The organism is Butyrivibrio proteoclasticus B316, from assembly GCF_000145035.1.
Taxonomy (GTDB): domain Bacteria; phylum Bacillota; class Clostridia; order Lachnospirales; family Lachnospiraceae; genus Butyrivibrio; species Butyrivibrio proteoclasticus.
The window spans coordinates 3,043,309-3,058,079 of sequence record NC_014387.1; the positions used below are offsets into that span (position 1 = coordinate 3,043,309).

Consider the following 14,771-nt stretch of genomic DNA (forward strand, 5'->3'; position numbering starts at 1 on the left):
ATAAAATTGATATTTATTTATCAATATGTTGTTAAAAAAATAACAGTGCCGTATTCCTACAGCACTGTTATCGCTATTATCTGTTCATATCAGCATTCAACGGTATTACATCTCCGGTTCAATCAGTCCGTATGTATTTCCTTTTCTCTTGTATACCACGTTGACCTGATCTGTATCCGCATTTACAAATACAAAGAAATTATGTCCTAAAAGTTCCATCTGAACACATGCATCCTCAGCATACATTGGCTTAGGATCGAACTTCTTCATACGTTCGATACGGATATCTTCTTCATCCATATAATCAGTTTCAATATATTCTTTTTTGAAATTGCTGGCTTCTGCCTGCTGTTTGTCTACAAGTTTGCTCTTATACTTTTTGAGCTGTCTCTCAATAACCTCCTCTACCAGATCAATTGATACATACATATCATTGCTGATCTGCTCTGCACGGATTATTTTTCCTTTGACGGGAATGGTAACTTCGATCTTGTGTCTCTCTTTATCCACATTAAGAGTCACATTTGCGTTTGTATCGGGAGTGAAATACTTCTCCAGCTTGCCTATCTTGTCCTCTACTGCGGAGCGAAGGCCGGGTGTTACCTCAATGTTCTTTCCTACGATTGTAAATTTCATGCAATCATCCCCTTTTCGATAGCTGCTTAATTTCTGACAAAAGAGAAACCACCAGCCATTATTTAAGACAATTCTGCTCTTTCTACAGTTTTTGTCTATACGCTATTATACCATTAGATAAAGCCCTTGTGCAATTTATAAGAGCAACGCAAAGATAATCTTTTTATTAACAATGTCATTTTGTTCAACATGCACAAAAAATATCTCTTGCTTTCAATTGCGAAAAACTCACTTGTGATTGACTCATTTTTGTGGGTAATGTGGATAACTTCGTGTATAAGTTGGTAAAATAGGCATTCTTATTTTGTGGATTGTGGATAACTTGTAAAAAAAATGTTAAAAAAAAATATTAATTTCATGTTGACTTTTAATTTTATGTGCAAAAGTGAGAAATGGAAACTCCCGTATTTTCGCAGTTTTCTTATCTTATGACGTTATAATCTAACTGTTATAGCGGAAAAAAGGGCTTCGCACCGATTTGTGCGAAGCCCTGTAAATACATTTATCTAATTTTGAAACTTAGAAGATTCTTCTTACTGCAAGAACTGTTCTGTAGTCTGCGTTTGAAACCTTGATACCGGTCTTGGCTGTACTAGCATGAACAATCTGACCATTACCAATATAAATAGCAACGTGACCTGAGTAACATACGATATCACCAGGCTGTGCATTAGCAAGTCCGTCAACAGCAGCTCCGACTGATCTGTCACCACCGGAACTATGAGGAAGGCTAACACCAAAGTTGTTGTAGACACTCATTACGAAGCCTGAACAGTCAGCACCGTTTGTCAAACTTGTTCCACCATATACATATGGATTACCAACAAACTGAAGTGCGAACTGAGCAACAGCTGAACCAATAGAACTTGTAGCTGTTGTAAATGAACTAGCTGAGCTGTAGTTACTTGAGCCTGACTCCTTGGATGTACTGCTCTTAGCTGCCTTATTAGCTGCTGCTCTTGCTGCAGCTTCCTTGGCAAGACGAGCTTCCTCTTCAGCCTTGGACTCAGCCTTAACAAACTCTGTGGAAAGTGTTACGTAATCAGTAGATACGTATCCGTCACCTTCCTCTATGCTAACCTTAACCCAACCGTCAAGTTCTTCCTCAACAACAAGTTCGTCCTCGATAGGAACAAGACCAATAACCTCTGCATCGAGGCCTGCACCATTTCTAACCTTAAGAGTAGTTGTAGTTACAGTTGCAATTCTGGTTCCTACTTCCTTGGCAAGTTCTACTGCATCTTCACCTGTGACGCAGAACTCTGCCTTGACAAAGCCTTCGACAGATCCTGACTGGATCTTGTACCAGCCATCCTGTTCCTCTATATAAGTACCAACAGACTTATCATAGAGTTTACCTACAATCTCGCCTTCTTCGCTAGGGATATCCCTTACATTAACGTAGTTAGTAACCTTAGCAATAACAAGAGATTTAAAGAGTTCTTCTTCAGAGTCCTCTGAAGACTCTGCTGTTGCTTCAGCTGCTACATTCTTGGTGTTCTTGATCACCGCACCTGTAGCATTCTGAATATCTGAAAGAACACTGTCTCTTACTGTAGAAGCAAGAGGAGTAATATCTGTTACTGCATCTGATAAATCTACCTTGTCACTTGAAGTGCTGCTGGTAGAAGAATTTTCTGTTTGAGTTTTTTCGGCTTCAACCGATTGCTGCAAAGATGAAAGTGACACCTGATTATCACCAAGTGCATAAGTAAAACCTGCCTGAGGCATTACATCTGACACCTTATTATTTGATGCAGCAAAAGCGTTTATATCTGAACCAAAAAAAGTAAGAGCAGCTGTAACTGAAAGTGCAACAAGCTGCATTTTCGCTTTTATCAAAACCAACCTCCAAATTGTTACGAATTTTGTTACATCTTTTTAGAATATAAACTAATTATAAATTTTTGTCAACCCTAAAATAATTTAAGAAGTGACGAAAATCCGATATTTTCGCCACTTCTTGGATGTTGGTTTTGCATTATTTGGTTTCTATCTATAATATAATAACGTTTTACTTTTCTTTTCCAACAAGGAAATCCTGAACTGATGTTACAGCATTTGCGCCGTCTGCGACAGCTGTGACGATCTGACGAAGTCTCTTTTTCCTGGAATCACCTGCAACAAAAATACCAGGTGCAGATGTTGCTCCATCTTCATTCGCAATTACGTAACCTTCTTCGTCACACTCTATCATATTTTCGAATAAATCTGTGGAAGGAACTATAGCGATAGCAACAAAAATTCCATAGACGTTAACGTCATTTGTTTCTTCGTTCTTAACGTTTTCCACAACAAGGTGAGTTACCTTATCTTCGCCCTTGATCTCTTTGACAACGCTGTCCCAGATAACCTCAACGTTATCAAGGCCGAACAGCTCTTCCTGTAATACCTTGGTAGCTCTGAGCTCATCTCTTCTGTGGATCAGGTATACCTTGCTACAGAATCTTGAAAGGAAGATAGCATCTTCAACAGCTACATCTCCGCCACCATTAACAGCTGTAACCTTTCCTCTATAGAAGGCTCCATCGCAGGTAGCGCAATATGATACGCCCTTGCCAATGAACTCTTCCTCTCCTGGAATCTGAAGCTTGGAATGATGAGCGCCTGTTGCAAGAATTACAGTATGTGTCTCAAACTCTCCATTATCTGTTATAACCTTATAAACAGGAGCCTTTGTGTCAGACCCTTTTTCAACACACTCAACGGCTGTTACAGTTGCATTAACAAACTCTGCACCCTGTTTGTCAGCGTGCTCTCTGAATTTCATACCAAGATCAAATCCATTAACACCTGGAATTCCAAGATAATTATCTACCTCGTAAGTGTCGATGATCTGTCCGCCACTTACCGGATTCTTTTCGATAATGATCATATTAAGTCCTGCTCTCTTAGCGTAAACAGCTGCTGAAAGGCCTGCAGGGCCTGAACCTATAATAACAAGATCGTACATATTGTCCTCCTTTAGAAACGCATTTAATATAATAACAATTTAGATTGCATACAATTTAATTTTATGATAGCACTTTCCGTTGTTTTGTAAATACCTAAATTATAAAAAGATAATTAATTATGTTAAATCCAGCCACCATCAATGGTTATCACCTGTCCCGTCATATAAACCGGAGCATGTGCGACCTTTAGGACCAGCTCAGCTACTTCATCTGTACTTCCGAGTCTGTCCATAGGAATATCTTCTCTTAGTTCTTCCAAATCCTCTTCACTTAAATGCTGCCTGTTCATATCTGTATCGATCACTCCACAGGCTATTGCATTAACACTGATATTACTGGGCGCAAGTTCTTTGGCAAGAGCTCTGGTAAAAGAATTAACGCCTCCCTTGGAAGCAGAATAGGCAACCTCACAGGATGCTCCTACGTTTCCCCACACAGAAGAAATGTTTATGATTCTTCCGCTCTGTTTCTGTACCATACGGGGAACAGCAAGCTTACATATGTAAAAAAGCGAGTCAAGATTAGTGGACATTATATTCTTCCAATCAGATACATCCATATCCGTAAGGAGTCCAATCCACGCAACTCCGGCATTATTTATTACAATATCAATATCATCAATCTGTGAAAATACCTCTCGAAGTGAATCATAATCACCAACATCGCATTTAAAAGTCTTAACCTTTATCCCGTTATCTTTTTCAAGGACACCGGCAAAAGCCTCTAAATCTTCTATATTATTCCTGCATAACAAAAACAAGTCATCGCCTTCTCTTGCAAAGGCGCCTGCTATAGCTTTCCCAATTCCTCTTGATGCGCCTGTTATCAGCACTTTTCTGTTCATATATCTGACCTCTCTATAACCTAAAGCGGAGCAACTTCTTGTTTAATCAAACATCAAAAGCCGGGGAGCGTCACTCCCCGGCTTCTATTGTCGCAAATATTTCCCTTATAAGCAATGCTGAAGTGCAGAAACTACACTTTCTTCCATAAATGGCTTTGTTATAAACTCCACTGCACCAAATTTAACTGCTTCTACCATTTTTTCTTTTTGCCCCGCCGCAGTTATCATTATGACCTTGGCATCAGGATCATATTTTCTTATAAGTTTAAGGGATTCTATCCCGTCAATTACAGGCATTGTTATATCCATTGTAACAATATCAGGCTGAAGCTTAATATACTGATCATACCCTTCCTGACCATTGATTGCTTCGCCTACTACTTCGTACCCTGCTCTATCCAATATATCTTTTAACACTCTGCGAGATGTTCTGGAATCATCTACTATAAGTACCTTCTTCATGTTTTCCCTCCGGCCTGAGATATAAAACACTAATCAGATTTACCCTATACTGATATTATCTTCAAGTGCGCTCAATAAAAGAATCTCTCCACCACCTAAATGAACAGGCACAGCAACAATCAGTCCTCCCTTTGCCTCTGTGTATGTAACAGAAAACTCCGGCGGCTCAAGTTCAACTACTTTGCCATCTTTACTTCTCTCTGTAGCATAAAGGCCATTGATACAGTTGATAAATTCACAGGTTGCATCAAGAGCATCCTCTTCAGTTTCAATAAACTCTTCTTTAGTATATGAAACCGCCAGCTTTTCGACATCCTGGTACTTACCGCATATAGCCACAAAGGCCTTCTCATCACCGTGAAACTTCTGATAACCTATAACTTCACTTCTAAAGGATTCTGACTTATAAGCATTACCTATATACACATGGTTATCTATCAGTCTGTACATGGTCTTAACTGCCATAGAAACAATATCCCCATACTTAGAGAACTCCTCTCCCAGGAAAATAGGTACGATTCTGTCAATATCATTGGATTTAAGCTCTACAAGGTCAGTCCCTGTATATCCAAAGTCTCTCTGATACTGGAGTTCTGTATCCCCCACCTGTTCCATGGTAAGAAAATTCTCATCTACAAGTGCCTGAACGAATGCAAGATAATCATTTCCCTGAAGCTCCAAAAGCCTTCCAAGCTGATTCTGAGTTAGATATCCCTTCTCAATAGCAATATCTCCAAACTTCATATCCATAGAAGCCTGAAGCGCATTTACCTGTTCTGCCTGAGCTATGGTCATAAGCTTTTCGGAAACAGCTATAACACCAAGCTTAGCCCTGTTGTTTTCCTGGACCTTATAAGCCTGTACGAGCTGCTGCTTGGTCAAAAGACCTTTCTCAAGCATATAATTGCCTAGTAATCTATCCAGCATTAAATTTCCCTCGAGAGAAAAATAGCTTCTCAACAAAATGAAAACGGATATTAGTCTACATTATATATTTTAGACTAATATCCGTTTATAAACAAGCTAATTATAGTTTAGCTTTCTTTGTTCTCGTTCATGCGGGCCATTGCCTGATTAAGTGCCTTCTGCACAGCAACTTCCTGTGAATCTGAGGCACTGCTTCCTGTAGTTCTGTTAACAGCTCCTGCCTGTGCCTTCATCTTGTCAGCCTGCTGTCCGGCAACCTCCAGCATCATCATCCTGTCCTTGGGAAGAACAACACTCTGTCCTTCAGGATTGATGGTGATTCCGTCCTTATCACCCATGAATTTCAGAATATCCTGATATTTGAATACAGCGGCATTCCACTCAGATCCTCTAAGCTTCTTGCCAAATTCTATAGCATCTGTAAACACCGGAAGGAAATGCTTATCATCCTTGGTGTTGAGAACAAGAAATTTAAACTTGGTATCTTTATTAAACTGCATTCTTCCGTCTTCAAGAACCTCTACAGGGCCTTCATGCTGCATAGGGATGATAAAGTTACTTGATCTTATAAGAGCAAGCATTCTCATCTCTTTGGCTCTTACAACATCATCTCTCTTCTCATATTTAACCGGCCACCTGAGTTCTTCCATAAAATCAAGCATTGCAAAATTAAGTGCCGGATTAACAGGATTCTTACCAAGGTCCTCGCTATTCCACTCGCCCGGAGCAGCTACAATCTCATTTCTCTTAAATCTAGCCCTGTATGCACCGTTATCCACAATAATATTTTCAATACCGATGTAATAAAGATAATCAAAGAAGCCTCTCTTAACAGCAGATGTATCATCCGGATTCTCTACTTTGATCTCTCTTACCATAAGCCTTCTGAACTGCCTGGCAAAAATCTCTGCTGCCTTTTGGGCAAGCTCTTTTTCAAAATAGACATTTCCAAAACCGTGATCAATAAAAGGATATCCGGTAGTAGCATCATACAAAACATAGAGTATTTCTGCATCTCTTACCCTTGAAAGAAGCTCATTGTAAACCTTCCTGTGATTATTCTCAAATCCCGGAAGTGGAGCCTTTTTGTGGAATACCTCAAGTGCTGTCAACAGAAATAGAAGTTCCTGTCCTGATAAAAATCTCAGAGAATCCGGTGATAAATCCGCATCATAGATCATCTCACCAATCTCATTTTTTCTCTCCTCAGATACTGTTTCAGGCATCTGTGGCGCCTCAAGCTCCGGTGCGTTTACCGGATTGAGCTTGGGAAATCCCGGCCATTCAAGATCTGCATGCGCATCCATTGCTGCCTGCATCTCTTTTTCCTTCTGAGCTGCTGCGCTGAGCTGTTCCTGTTCCTTGGCGCTCTCAGAAGCTTTTTTCCCTCCGAACAAATCAAATATACCCATTAAAATCCTCCTTGATTGTACATTTCAGCCTTCGCCCCGACGAATAGAAACTCTGAAATGAACATTATTTTATATATCAGCTCTCGTAAAAAACCTGCGATACAGCTGCAAGATACTCAGGGTCCTTACTTCCTGCTGTCTCATATGGAGAGTGCATGGCAAGCTGTGCAAGGCCAATATCTACAGTATTGACAGCTACCTGAGTTGTTGAAATATTACCGAGTGTAGATCCTCCAGGCATATCCGAACGATTTGTAAAGCTCTGGTAAGGAACACCTGCTTTTTCACACATAATCTTAAAAGTAGCGGCTGAAACAGCATCTGTAGTATATCTCTGATTAGCATTGTACTTGATAACTATTCCCTTATTCATAACCGGTCTGTTGACAGGGTCTGCCTTATCAAGGTTATTAGGATGAATAGCATGTGCATTATCAGCTGAAATCATAAAGCTCTGGGCAACAGCAGTGTAATACTGCTCATTGGTCCTTCCAAGACATTCATTGATCCTTGTGAGCGTATCCTTTAAAAATGTAGAAGCCGCACCCTGCTTGGTTCCGCTTCCAACCTCTTCATTATCAAACACGCAGTGAACTGCAACGTTTTCAGAATCAGCAGCATTAAGGAAGCCTTCGAAGGTAGTGTATACACACTCCTGATCATCAAGTCGTGAGCTTGCTATATATTCATCAGAAGCTCCCCATACTGTAGGTTTAACCCTGTTATATAAAAAGAGATCGTGACTATAGATATCGTCTTTTTTAACGCCTGCTGCCTTGGCAACTACATCAAAGAACTTATCCTTGGCACTGTCGTCACCGAAAATAGGAAGCATATCCTTCTGGGCGTTATACTTGTATCCGTCATTAGCTTCTCTGTTCATATGAATAGCAAGAGCAGGAAGCATCAAAAGATCCTTATCCACATTTACTAGCTTTGTTTCAGCCTTGCCGTTTTTGCCCTTAACAATCAGTCTTCCGGCTACGGATAGAGGTCTGTCAAACCATTCAGCACAGAGCATTCCGCCGTATTTCTCAACATTAAGCTTAATGTATGCCCCAGGAACCTCCATCTCAGGATTCTCTTTGATCTTAAAAGAAGGTGAATCACTGTGGCTGGCAATCATGTAAAAGCCTTTGAAATCCTTTTTAGGTACCCTGAAAGAGATGATTGAGGAATCGTTTCTGGTAACAAAATACTTGCCACCCTTGCCTTTACCTGCAGGAGCTATTTTCCACTCTTTAGCTTCATCAAGCTCTTCATAGCCTTCTGCAACAAGTCTCTTTTTGAGGTTGTCGATCACCTGAAAACATGTTGGGCTCTCATCAATGAAATTCAGCATTCTGGCTGTAATATCTTTATATGTATTATTAACTTTTGAACTTGTTTTCTTTGCCATAATATACCTCTCAATCTGTACTCACCTATATTAATATTTACACCCTTTTAAGTCAATAAAATCCATTAAAACGCAAGTGTCAACCAAGTGTTGATTGATAAAGCACATATGCAGCTATTAAAGCGCATACAATGGCAAATAAAATTGAGCCTGAATTAAGCAGGGCTACCTTAGTCAGCTCTTTTGACGAAACCTCATTCTCAGCGTGCTCAATTCTGACATCTCTCTTGATCAAAGTATAAATGATCGACATAACTCCAAGAACACACATTACAATACAGAAAACTTTGTAGGCTTCCGGTGCCAACGGATAAAATATTGACGATGTCCCGTTTATAGCCATATGCATTATAATAGTAAGAACTACATTACCTGTCTTGATATATACATAGCCAAATATCAGTCCCAGAGCAAAAGCATAGAATATCTGGTAAAGATTGCAGTGGAATATTCCAAAGGCAAGTGCTGAATAAACTATAGCCACCACCTCACCATATTTACGTGTCCTGTCGATGATGATCTTTCTAAAAATCAGTTCTTCAAATATTGGTGCAAGGACAGCAACCATGATGATGGTCAAAATACTCTCGCCTGTTAAAAGGCCCTCGATCAAATCGTTATTTGCTTGTCCCCCTGAAATGACAGATGCAAGCATATTGCTAAGATATCCAAGGCCTATATCTACAGGAAATATAATACATAAAGCTCTTAAATACTGCCCCTTTGTTATATTCCCTTTAATTTTGGAAACAGAATCATTGGCAAATCTTGATACAAGCACGAACAAAGGAAATGCAATCAGGTATGATCCAACAATATTGGTTATAGTCAGGAAAGTTATACTCTCATAAATATCTAAAATGTCCTTGTGACCATTTGCCGCAACAATATTGGCAATAACATTTCCTATACTTCCCCCAAGTGAATTTGCTGCAAGTATAAATATCAGCAGGCCAAATCCAATAACAGTATATGCCTTTTTAGCCTTGTCATAGTTAGCAAAATCATTGACAGACAGCGCCTTCTCTTTTACCGATGTGCCCTCCTGTCTATTTGTCTGGTCCTCTGCAGGTGATTCTTTACCTGTAATTGCTGAAACTATCTCTGCAAAAATACCCTTGGTTCCTTTTTTAAAGAGCCTGTTCTTGTACACTCTTCCTATGAGAATTGCCAGCATTACTGTAAAGAATATCAAAAGTGCAAGATACAATACATATTCAACAATTCCTATCCTTGCGCTGATAACATCACCCGGCAGGCAGAAAGCCGCTGTAAAAGGAATGATCCTGATAATTGTCATTCCCACCTTGGAATTATCAGTGAAAAGGGGTACATACATTGATACCAGAAATCCTGCAAGCATTGTCATAAGTGACATTGAATTTGTCTGAGACAGTTCTTCTGCTGTTGCCGCAAAAGAAGCGAACATGGCAGAAACAAAGCAGTAGAAAAGAAATGCCACCAAAAGTGCAATGACTGCGAGGATAACAAGCACAATGAAGTTTCCTGATACGCCTCCTTCAGGCATAGCTTCCATGAAAAGAGCTATGATATTCTTATCGTTTTCTCCAATAATTCCTTTTATGGCAATGTCACTTATCACCAGACCACATGCGCCACAAATAATCCACACGCATAACTGTATCAGTGCCTCCAAAAAGGCGGCTGTGACCTTACCGAATATGATCCCCGAAGGTCCTGTCAGTGTGAGGATATATTCCATGAGCTTAGATGTTTTCTCAATGCTCACAACCTGGCCTATACTCTGACCATAGAATATTACAAGGAAATACAGGATCATCATTACAGCAAGCGGAGCCATATAAGCAAAAAGAGATAAATCCTGCTCATCTTCTGAGTTCTCAGCCTCAAGCTCTGTGATATTAAGATCACTTACAGCCATATCAAACTCATCCTCAGATATTCCGATACTGCTTATCTTGGCATCACTGATAGATTTAGAGAAGGCTTCTGCAAAATCATCGGCATCTCCATTTCCCAAAGAACTCTCTTTTGGAATATAGACTACGAGCCTTGTGCCATCCTCATCTTCCGCAATTTTCATAACAAGAGTAGCATCTGAATCTGACGCAATTTCTTCTGCACTCTTATCACTAGTCACAGTAATATCAAGATTGGGATACTTGCTCTGATGATTGCTTACAAAGCTATCTGTATCAATATCCAGTTTAGTTTCATTAACAATATATACTTTTTCAAGTTCTTCCATGGGAGAGTCATTATCAATCGCCCCGGAAAGAAGAAAATTAGAAACAATTACAGCAACAAAGATAACTAATCCGACAATGATTGTAGAAGGAATAAATTTAGCTCCTCTGATTGCCTGCTTTAAAGTAAATTTACATATCTTAAGCCAGTTTTTCATGCGATCACCTGCTTTTTCATAAGTGCTATTATGTCTTTAGCCTTAATACGTTTTCCCTGGAACAGAAGCATAGATTCATAAACTGCCCCCGCCAGTACAAAGGCTACAACTGCTGTGATTATAAGAACTACAAGAGCTATTATTCCTGTAGTCATTCCCACTTTTCCGGTAAGAATAAGCGCCGGAGTCAGAAAAGCTCCGGTCAGAGGGAAAATGGTACAGAAATTCTTAAAAGCTTCCAAGCCACTTGCATTAAGCATCATTATTATCAGGAACATATCTGCATAAAGGCAGATTACCATGATAAAGCTATAGAACTTTAAAGCCTCCTGAAGCTCCTCAAGTTTGGAAACACTTGCTCCTGTCAAAGCTCCGATGATCGTATAAAGAGCTATCCCTGCCACAAAATATAATACAACAATAACAAGCTTTGAAAACGTGATTGACTCCCACATTGATGAGATCACAACCACATTATCTGATACGCTCTCAGAAGCTTTCTCGCCCGCTATCAGGAAAATACAAACAAACTGTGACAAAAAGTAACTTGAATAGGCTGCAAATGCCATTATCACGCTCTCTAAAAGCCTTGCTGCAATTTTACCGGAGAGTAATGAAAGCGGCCTTGTTCCTGTCAAAAGATATTCAATAACTCTTGATGATTTCTCAGTTGCTATGGAAGTTGCAACATTACCAACTGACATGTTTATAAACATGAAAACAATCATAAGGCCTGCGATCAATATGAAATAATCATCATAACTGATCCTGCTTCCGCCTTCAGAAAAAGAGCCATCCTCATTGGCCTTCATGACAGTAATGCTTACTTCCTCAGAAAGATACTCATACTCCTCTTTACTGACATTCAGGTTCTTGAGCACCTCCTGTCTGTAGAATTCCTGATAATCTTCCTCGAAATATTCAAGCTCCTTATCACTTATCCCTGATTTAGATGAGTGAACAATCGTGATATCAAACCCATCCTCACTGTCATATTCTGACTTTACAACAAGGTTATAGTGATCGTTTTCGTTTTTAAGCTTGTCGACAGCATCTGAATAAGAAATCTCACTATCTGTAACAAAAGTAACATCTTTATATTTCTCTTTATCGCCAAAAAGATCATAATTCACGGATAAACCTGTCTCATCATAGACATATACAGTTTCTATGGCTGATCTTATTGCTTCATTATCGGCATTATCATCGCCTTTTATTTTTCCTATTATCAGAATTATTGGCATTGTAAAAAATGCCATTGCACATAGTATTGCAACGAAGACCTTAAAGCCTGTCTTTTGAATGCCTGTAATAAATTCAAACATAAAGACCTGCTTAAAGCCTCTGAATTCACTTTTATTCACTTATGGTGCCCTCCGCCTTATCACTTTCTGTATCTTCAGTATCTGCATCCTGACCTGCACCAACACTTTCAACAAATATCTCGTGAAGGGAAGGCTCGCGTAATTCAAATCTTACGACGTTTTTGTTTTCATCACATAACTGCTTCAACAGATTTCTGGCTTCAGACTCATTTTTTACCTTGAGCTGAACTCCGGCAGGAGTATCGTTGATAACCTTGATTCCAAGAGTTCTGATATCATCAGATATATCTTCATCGCACTTAACAAAGAGGTTTACTCTGCCGTATGACTTCTTGATCTCATTGAGATTGCCGGAAACTACTGCTTTTCCTCTTGTGAGTATTGTGATATCCTCACAGAATTCCTCAATTACCGGCATCTGGTGAGAAGACATAATGATATATTTCTTTTTATCAATTTCTTCATGGATAACACTCTTGAAAAGATCTGTATTGACAGGGTCCAGACCTGAAAGAGGCTCATCAAGGATAAGGAATTCCGGATCAGATATAAGAGCAGCCATCAGCTGGATCTTCTGCTGGTTACCTTTAGACATCTGCTCAGCGAGAGTTGGCTTAAACTTTTTACCAAGTTTTCTCTCAGGGAAAAGATATTCTGTTACCTTAAGTCTGTCTCCCCAGTACTTGATCCTGTCCATTGCTACATCTGCAGAGAGTCCCTTAAGAGCAGCAAAATACATGAGCTGATCCATAATAGGATATTTAGGATAAAGACCTCTCTCCTCTGCAAGATATCCCACATTAACCTTGCGGGTATCAAAATTCTCTCCGTTTAACAGAACCTCTCCGTGATCCTTGGCAAGAATTCCCAGCATCATACGGATTGAAGTTGACTTGCCTGCTCCATTTGTACCAAGGAGGGCATATACACCCGGCTGCCTTAGTTCAAATGAAAGGTCTTCAACCGCCTGTTTTTCTCCGAATTTCTTTTGTAAATGTTTTACTTCAAATGACATTTATTAATCTCCCTAACAAAACTTTAAAACACCACGTTACAAGATTTGATTCTATCAGACAGTGCCCGTATTTCCTAGCTTTATTAGCTATTCAATGCTCAAAAAAATACATATTGGATAAAAATGCTATATATGCTAAAATGTAAGCACTTACATTTGAGCATTTTTTTGTAAATATACAACCCAAAGTATAAAACAACTATCACGAATGGAGTTATTATGACAAGAGAAGAAACCTTCAAGATGCTGAGCGAATATGTGGATTTCCTGCTTGAGAAATCTGATGCTGAGCACCCCTACTGGAACATCGAGAACGTCCTTAGCGGCAAACCTAACAAGTGGAATTACATTGATGGCTGCATGATCACTGCTGTTCTTTCTCTCTATGAGATGACAGAAGATCAGAAATACCTTGATTTTGCTGATAAATTTGTTGGATGGTTTGTTCAGGACGATGGTTCTATCAAGACCTACAGTACAGAAGAATACAATCTTGATAATATTAATCCATCCAAGAACCTGTTCAAATTATATGATCTTACAGGCAAAGAGAAATACAGAAAAGCCATGGATACAGTAAGAGCCCAGCTCGATACAATGCCTCGTACAAATGCAGGCAATTTCTGGCACAAGAACATTTATCCATATCAGGTATGGCTTGATGGCATGTACATGGCACAGCCATTCTACATGGAATATGAGAGACGTTACAACAAAATGCAGGGCTGCCTTGATTCCTTCAAGCAGTTCAAAAATGTTGAAGCTCTTATGAAGGATGAAAAGACCGGTCTGTACTACCACGGCTATGACGAGAGCCGTGAAATGTACTGGGCTGACAAGGAAACCGGCTGCAGCCCCAATTTCTGGCTCCGTGCTCTTGGCTGGTTTACAGTAGCTTTAGTAGACACAGCTGAAGCAATGGATGAATCTATGTACTATGAATACAGATACCTCCAGACAATGCTTGAAAACCTGGCAAACTCACTTATTCCTTTCCAGGATGAAAGTGGTATGTTCTATCAGGTTGTTGATAAAAAAGATGATTCCCGCAACTACCTTGAGACTTCCGGCACTGCACTTATCGCTTATGGTCTGTTGAAGGGTGTGCGCCTTGGATATCTTCCTAAGCGTTTCGAAGAAGTAGCCATGAAAGCCTTCGATGGAATCACAGAAAAATACTTATCCCGTAACGAAGACGGCTCACCAAAGCTTGGTGGTATCTGCCTCGTAGCAGGTCTTGGCGGTGCTCAGCACCGTGACGGTTCTCTCGAGTACTACTTCTCAGAGCCCGTCGTAGAGAACGAAGCCAAGGGTGTTGCACCCCTTATCCTCGCCTACACAGAGATCCTCCGCAGACAATAAATCAATCGCCATCTGCCCTGCTCAGTAACTCCCCCCGCGGAGACCTCTT

Annotated in this window: 12 protein-coding genes; 1 reads left to right on the forward strand and 11 read right to left on the reverse strand. The window is 39.9% G+C overall.

All coding sequences use genetic code 11. The features are described 5' to 3' along the window. Window positions 1-105: 105 nt before the first annotated feature. The 11 genes from hpf to BPR_RS12685 form a co-directional block, all read right to left on the reverse strand. Entirely contained in the window at window positions 106-636 is a 531-nt protein-coding gene (hpf, locus tag BPR_RS12635) for a ribosome hibernation-promoting factor, HPF/YfiA family (RefSeq protein WP_013281875.1), read from the reverse strand. Between the two features lie 519 nt (window positions 637-1,155). Then, on the reverse strand, window positions 1,156-2,478 hold the full coding sequence (locus BPR_RS12640; RefSeq protein WP_013281876.1) for a C40 family peptidase: 1,323 nt from the start codon (window positions 2,476-2,478) through the stop codon (window positions 1,156-1,158). A gap of 172 nt (window positions 2,479-2,650) precedes the next feature. After that, complete coding sequence (trxB, locus tag BPR_RS12645; RefSeq protein WP_013281877.1) at window positions 2,651-3,589, reverse strand: thioredoxin-disulfide reductase; 939 nt, start codon at window positions 3,587-3,589, stop codon at window positions 2,651-2,653. Between the two features lie 122 nt (window positions 3,590-3,711). Then, window positions 3,712-4,434: an elongation factor P 5-aminopentanone reductase gene (gene ymfI / locus BPR_RS12650; protein ID WP_013281878.1), complete on the reverse strand. Its 723-nt coding sequence runs from the start codon at window positions 4,432-4,434 to the stop codon at window positions 3,712-3,714. 105 nt (window positions 4,435-4,539) lie between these two features. Continuing rightward, window positions 4,540-4,896, reverse strand: a complete 357-nt coding sequence (locus tag BPR_RS12655; RefSeq protein WP_013281879.1) for a response regulator — start codon at window positions 4,894-4,896, stop codon at window positions 4,540-4,542. Window positions 4,897-4,935: 39 nt separating this feature from the next. Beyond that, entirely contained in the window at window positions 4,936-5,823 is an 888-nt protein-coding gene (locus tag BPR_RS12660) for a chemotaxis protein CheX (RefSeq protein ID WP_013281880.1), read from the reverse strand. A 107-nt stretch (window positions 5,824-5,930) separates the two neighbouring features. Further along, window positions 5,931-7,235 (reverse strand): SseB family protein, encoded by a 1,305-nt coding sequence (locus tag BPR_RS12665; RefSeq protein ID WP_013281881.1) that lies wholly within the window; start codon window positions 7,233-7,235, stop codon window positions 5,931-5,933. Between the two features lie 76 nt (window positions 7,236-7,311). Next, complete coding sequence (locus tag BPR_RS12670) at window positions 7,312-8,634, reverse strand: M18 family aminopeptidase (RefSeq protein WP_013281882.1); 1,323 nt, start codon at window positions 8,632-8,634, stop codon at window positions 7,312-7,314. A gap of 79 nt (window positions 8,635-8,713) precedes the next feature. Then, the gene (locus BPR_RS19985) at window positions 8,714-11,020 is read right to left on the reverse strand and encodes a CPBP family glutamic-type intramembrane protease (RefSeq protein ID WP_013281883.1); all 2,307 of its coding nucleotides are present in this window, start codon (window positions 11,018-11,020) and stop codon (window positions 8,714-8,716) included. Next, window positions 11,017-12,384: an ABC transporter permease gene (locus tag BPR_RS12680; protein ID WP_042257067.1), complete on the reverse strand. Its 1,368-nt coding sequence runs from the start codon at window positions 12,382-12,384 to the stop codon at window positions 11,017-11,019. The genes BPR_RS19985 and BPR_RS12680 overlap by 4 nt, the downstream gene beginning before the upstream one ends. Then, entirely contained in the window at window positions 12,377-13,360 is a 984-nt protein-coding gene (locus BPR_RS12685) for an ABC transporter ATP-binding protein (protein WP_013281885.1), read from the reverse strand. The genes BPR_RS12680 and BPR_RS12685 overlap by 8 nt, the downstream gene beginning before the upstream one ends. Before the next feature lie 219 nt (window positions 13,361-13,579). Between BPR_RS12685 and BPR_RS12690 the strand changes: the two genes are divergently transcribed. After that, complete coding sequence (locus BPR_RS12690) at window positions 13,580-14,722, forward strand: glycoside hydrolase family 88/105 protein (protein ID WP_013281886.1); 1,143 nt, start codon at window positions 13,580-13,582, stop codon at window positions 14,720-14,722. Window positions 14,723-14,771 lie beyond the last annotated feature (49 nt).

Bases quoted from the DNA above. Each gene is read 5' to 3' on its own strand.
- hpf (WP_013281875.1), bottom strand. From the start codon at position 636: ATGAAATTTACAATCGTAGGAAAGAACATTGAGGTAACACCCGGCCTT.
- trxB (WP_013281877.1), bottom strand. From the start codon at position 3,589: ATGTACGATCTTGTTATTATAGGTTCAGGCCCTGCAGGCCTTTCAGCA.
- ymfI (WP_013281878.1), bottom strand. From the start codon at position 4,434: ATGAACAGAAAAGTGCTGATAACAGGCGCATCAAGAGGAATTGGGAAA.
- BPR_RS12655 (WP_013281879.1), bottom strand. From the start codon at position 4,896: ATGAAGAAGGTACTTATAGTAGATGATTCCAGAACATCTCGCAGAGTG.
- BPR_RS12660 (WP_013281880.1), bottom strand. From the start codon at position 5,823: ATGCTGGATAGATTACTAGGCAATTATATGCTTGAGAAAGGTCTTTTG.
- BPR_RS12665 (WP_013281881.1), bottom strand. From the start codon at position 7,235: ATGGGTATATTTGATTTGTTCGGAGGGAAAAAAGCTTCTGAGAGCGCC.
- BPR_RS12670 (WP_013281882.1), bottom strand. From the start codon at position 8,634: ATGGCAAAGAAAACAAGTTCAAAAGTTAATAATACATATAAAGATATT.
- BPR_RS19985 (WP_013281883.1), bottom strand. From the start codon at position 11,020: ATGAAAAACTGGCTTAAGATATGTAAATTTACTTTAAAGCAGGCAATC.
- BPR_RS12685 (WP_013281885.1), bottom strand. From the start codon at position 13,360: ATGTCATTTGAAGTAAAACATTTACAAAAGAAATTCGGAGAAAAACAG.
- BPR_RS12690 (WP_013281886.1), top strand. From the start codon at position 13,580: ATGACAAGAGAAGAAACCTTCAAGATGCTGAGCGAATATGTGGATTTC.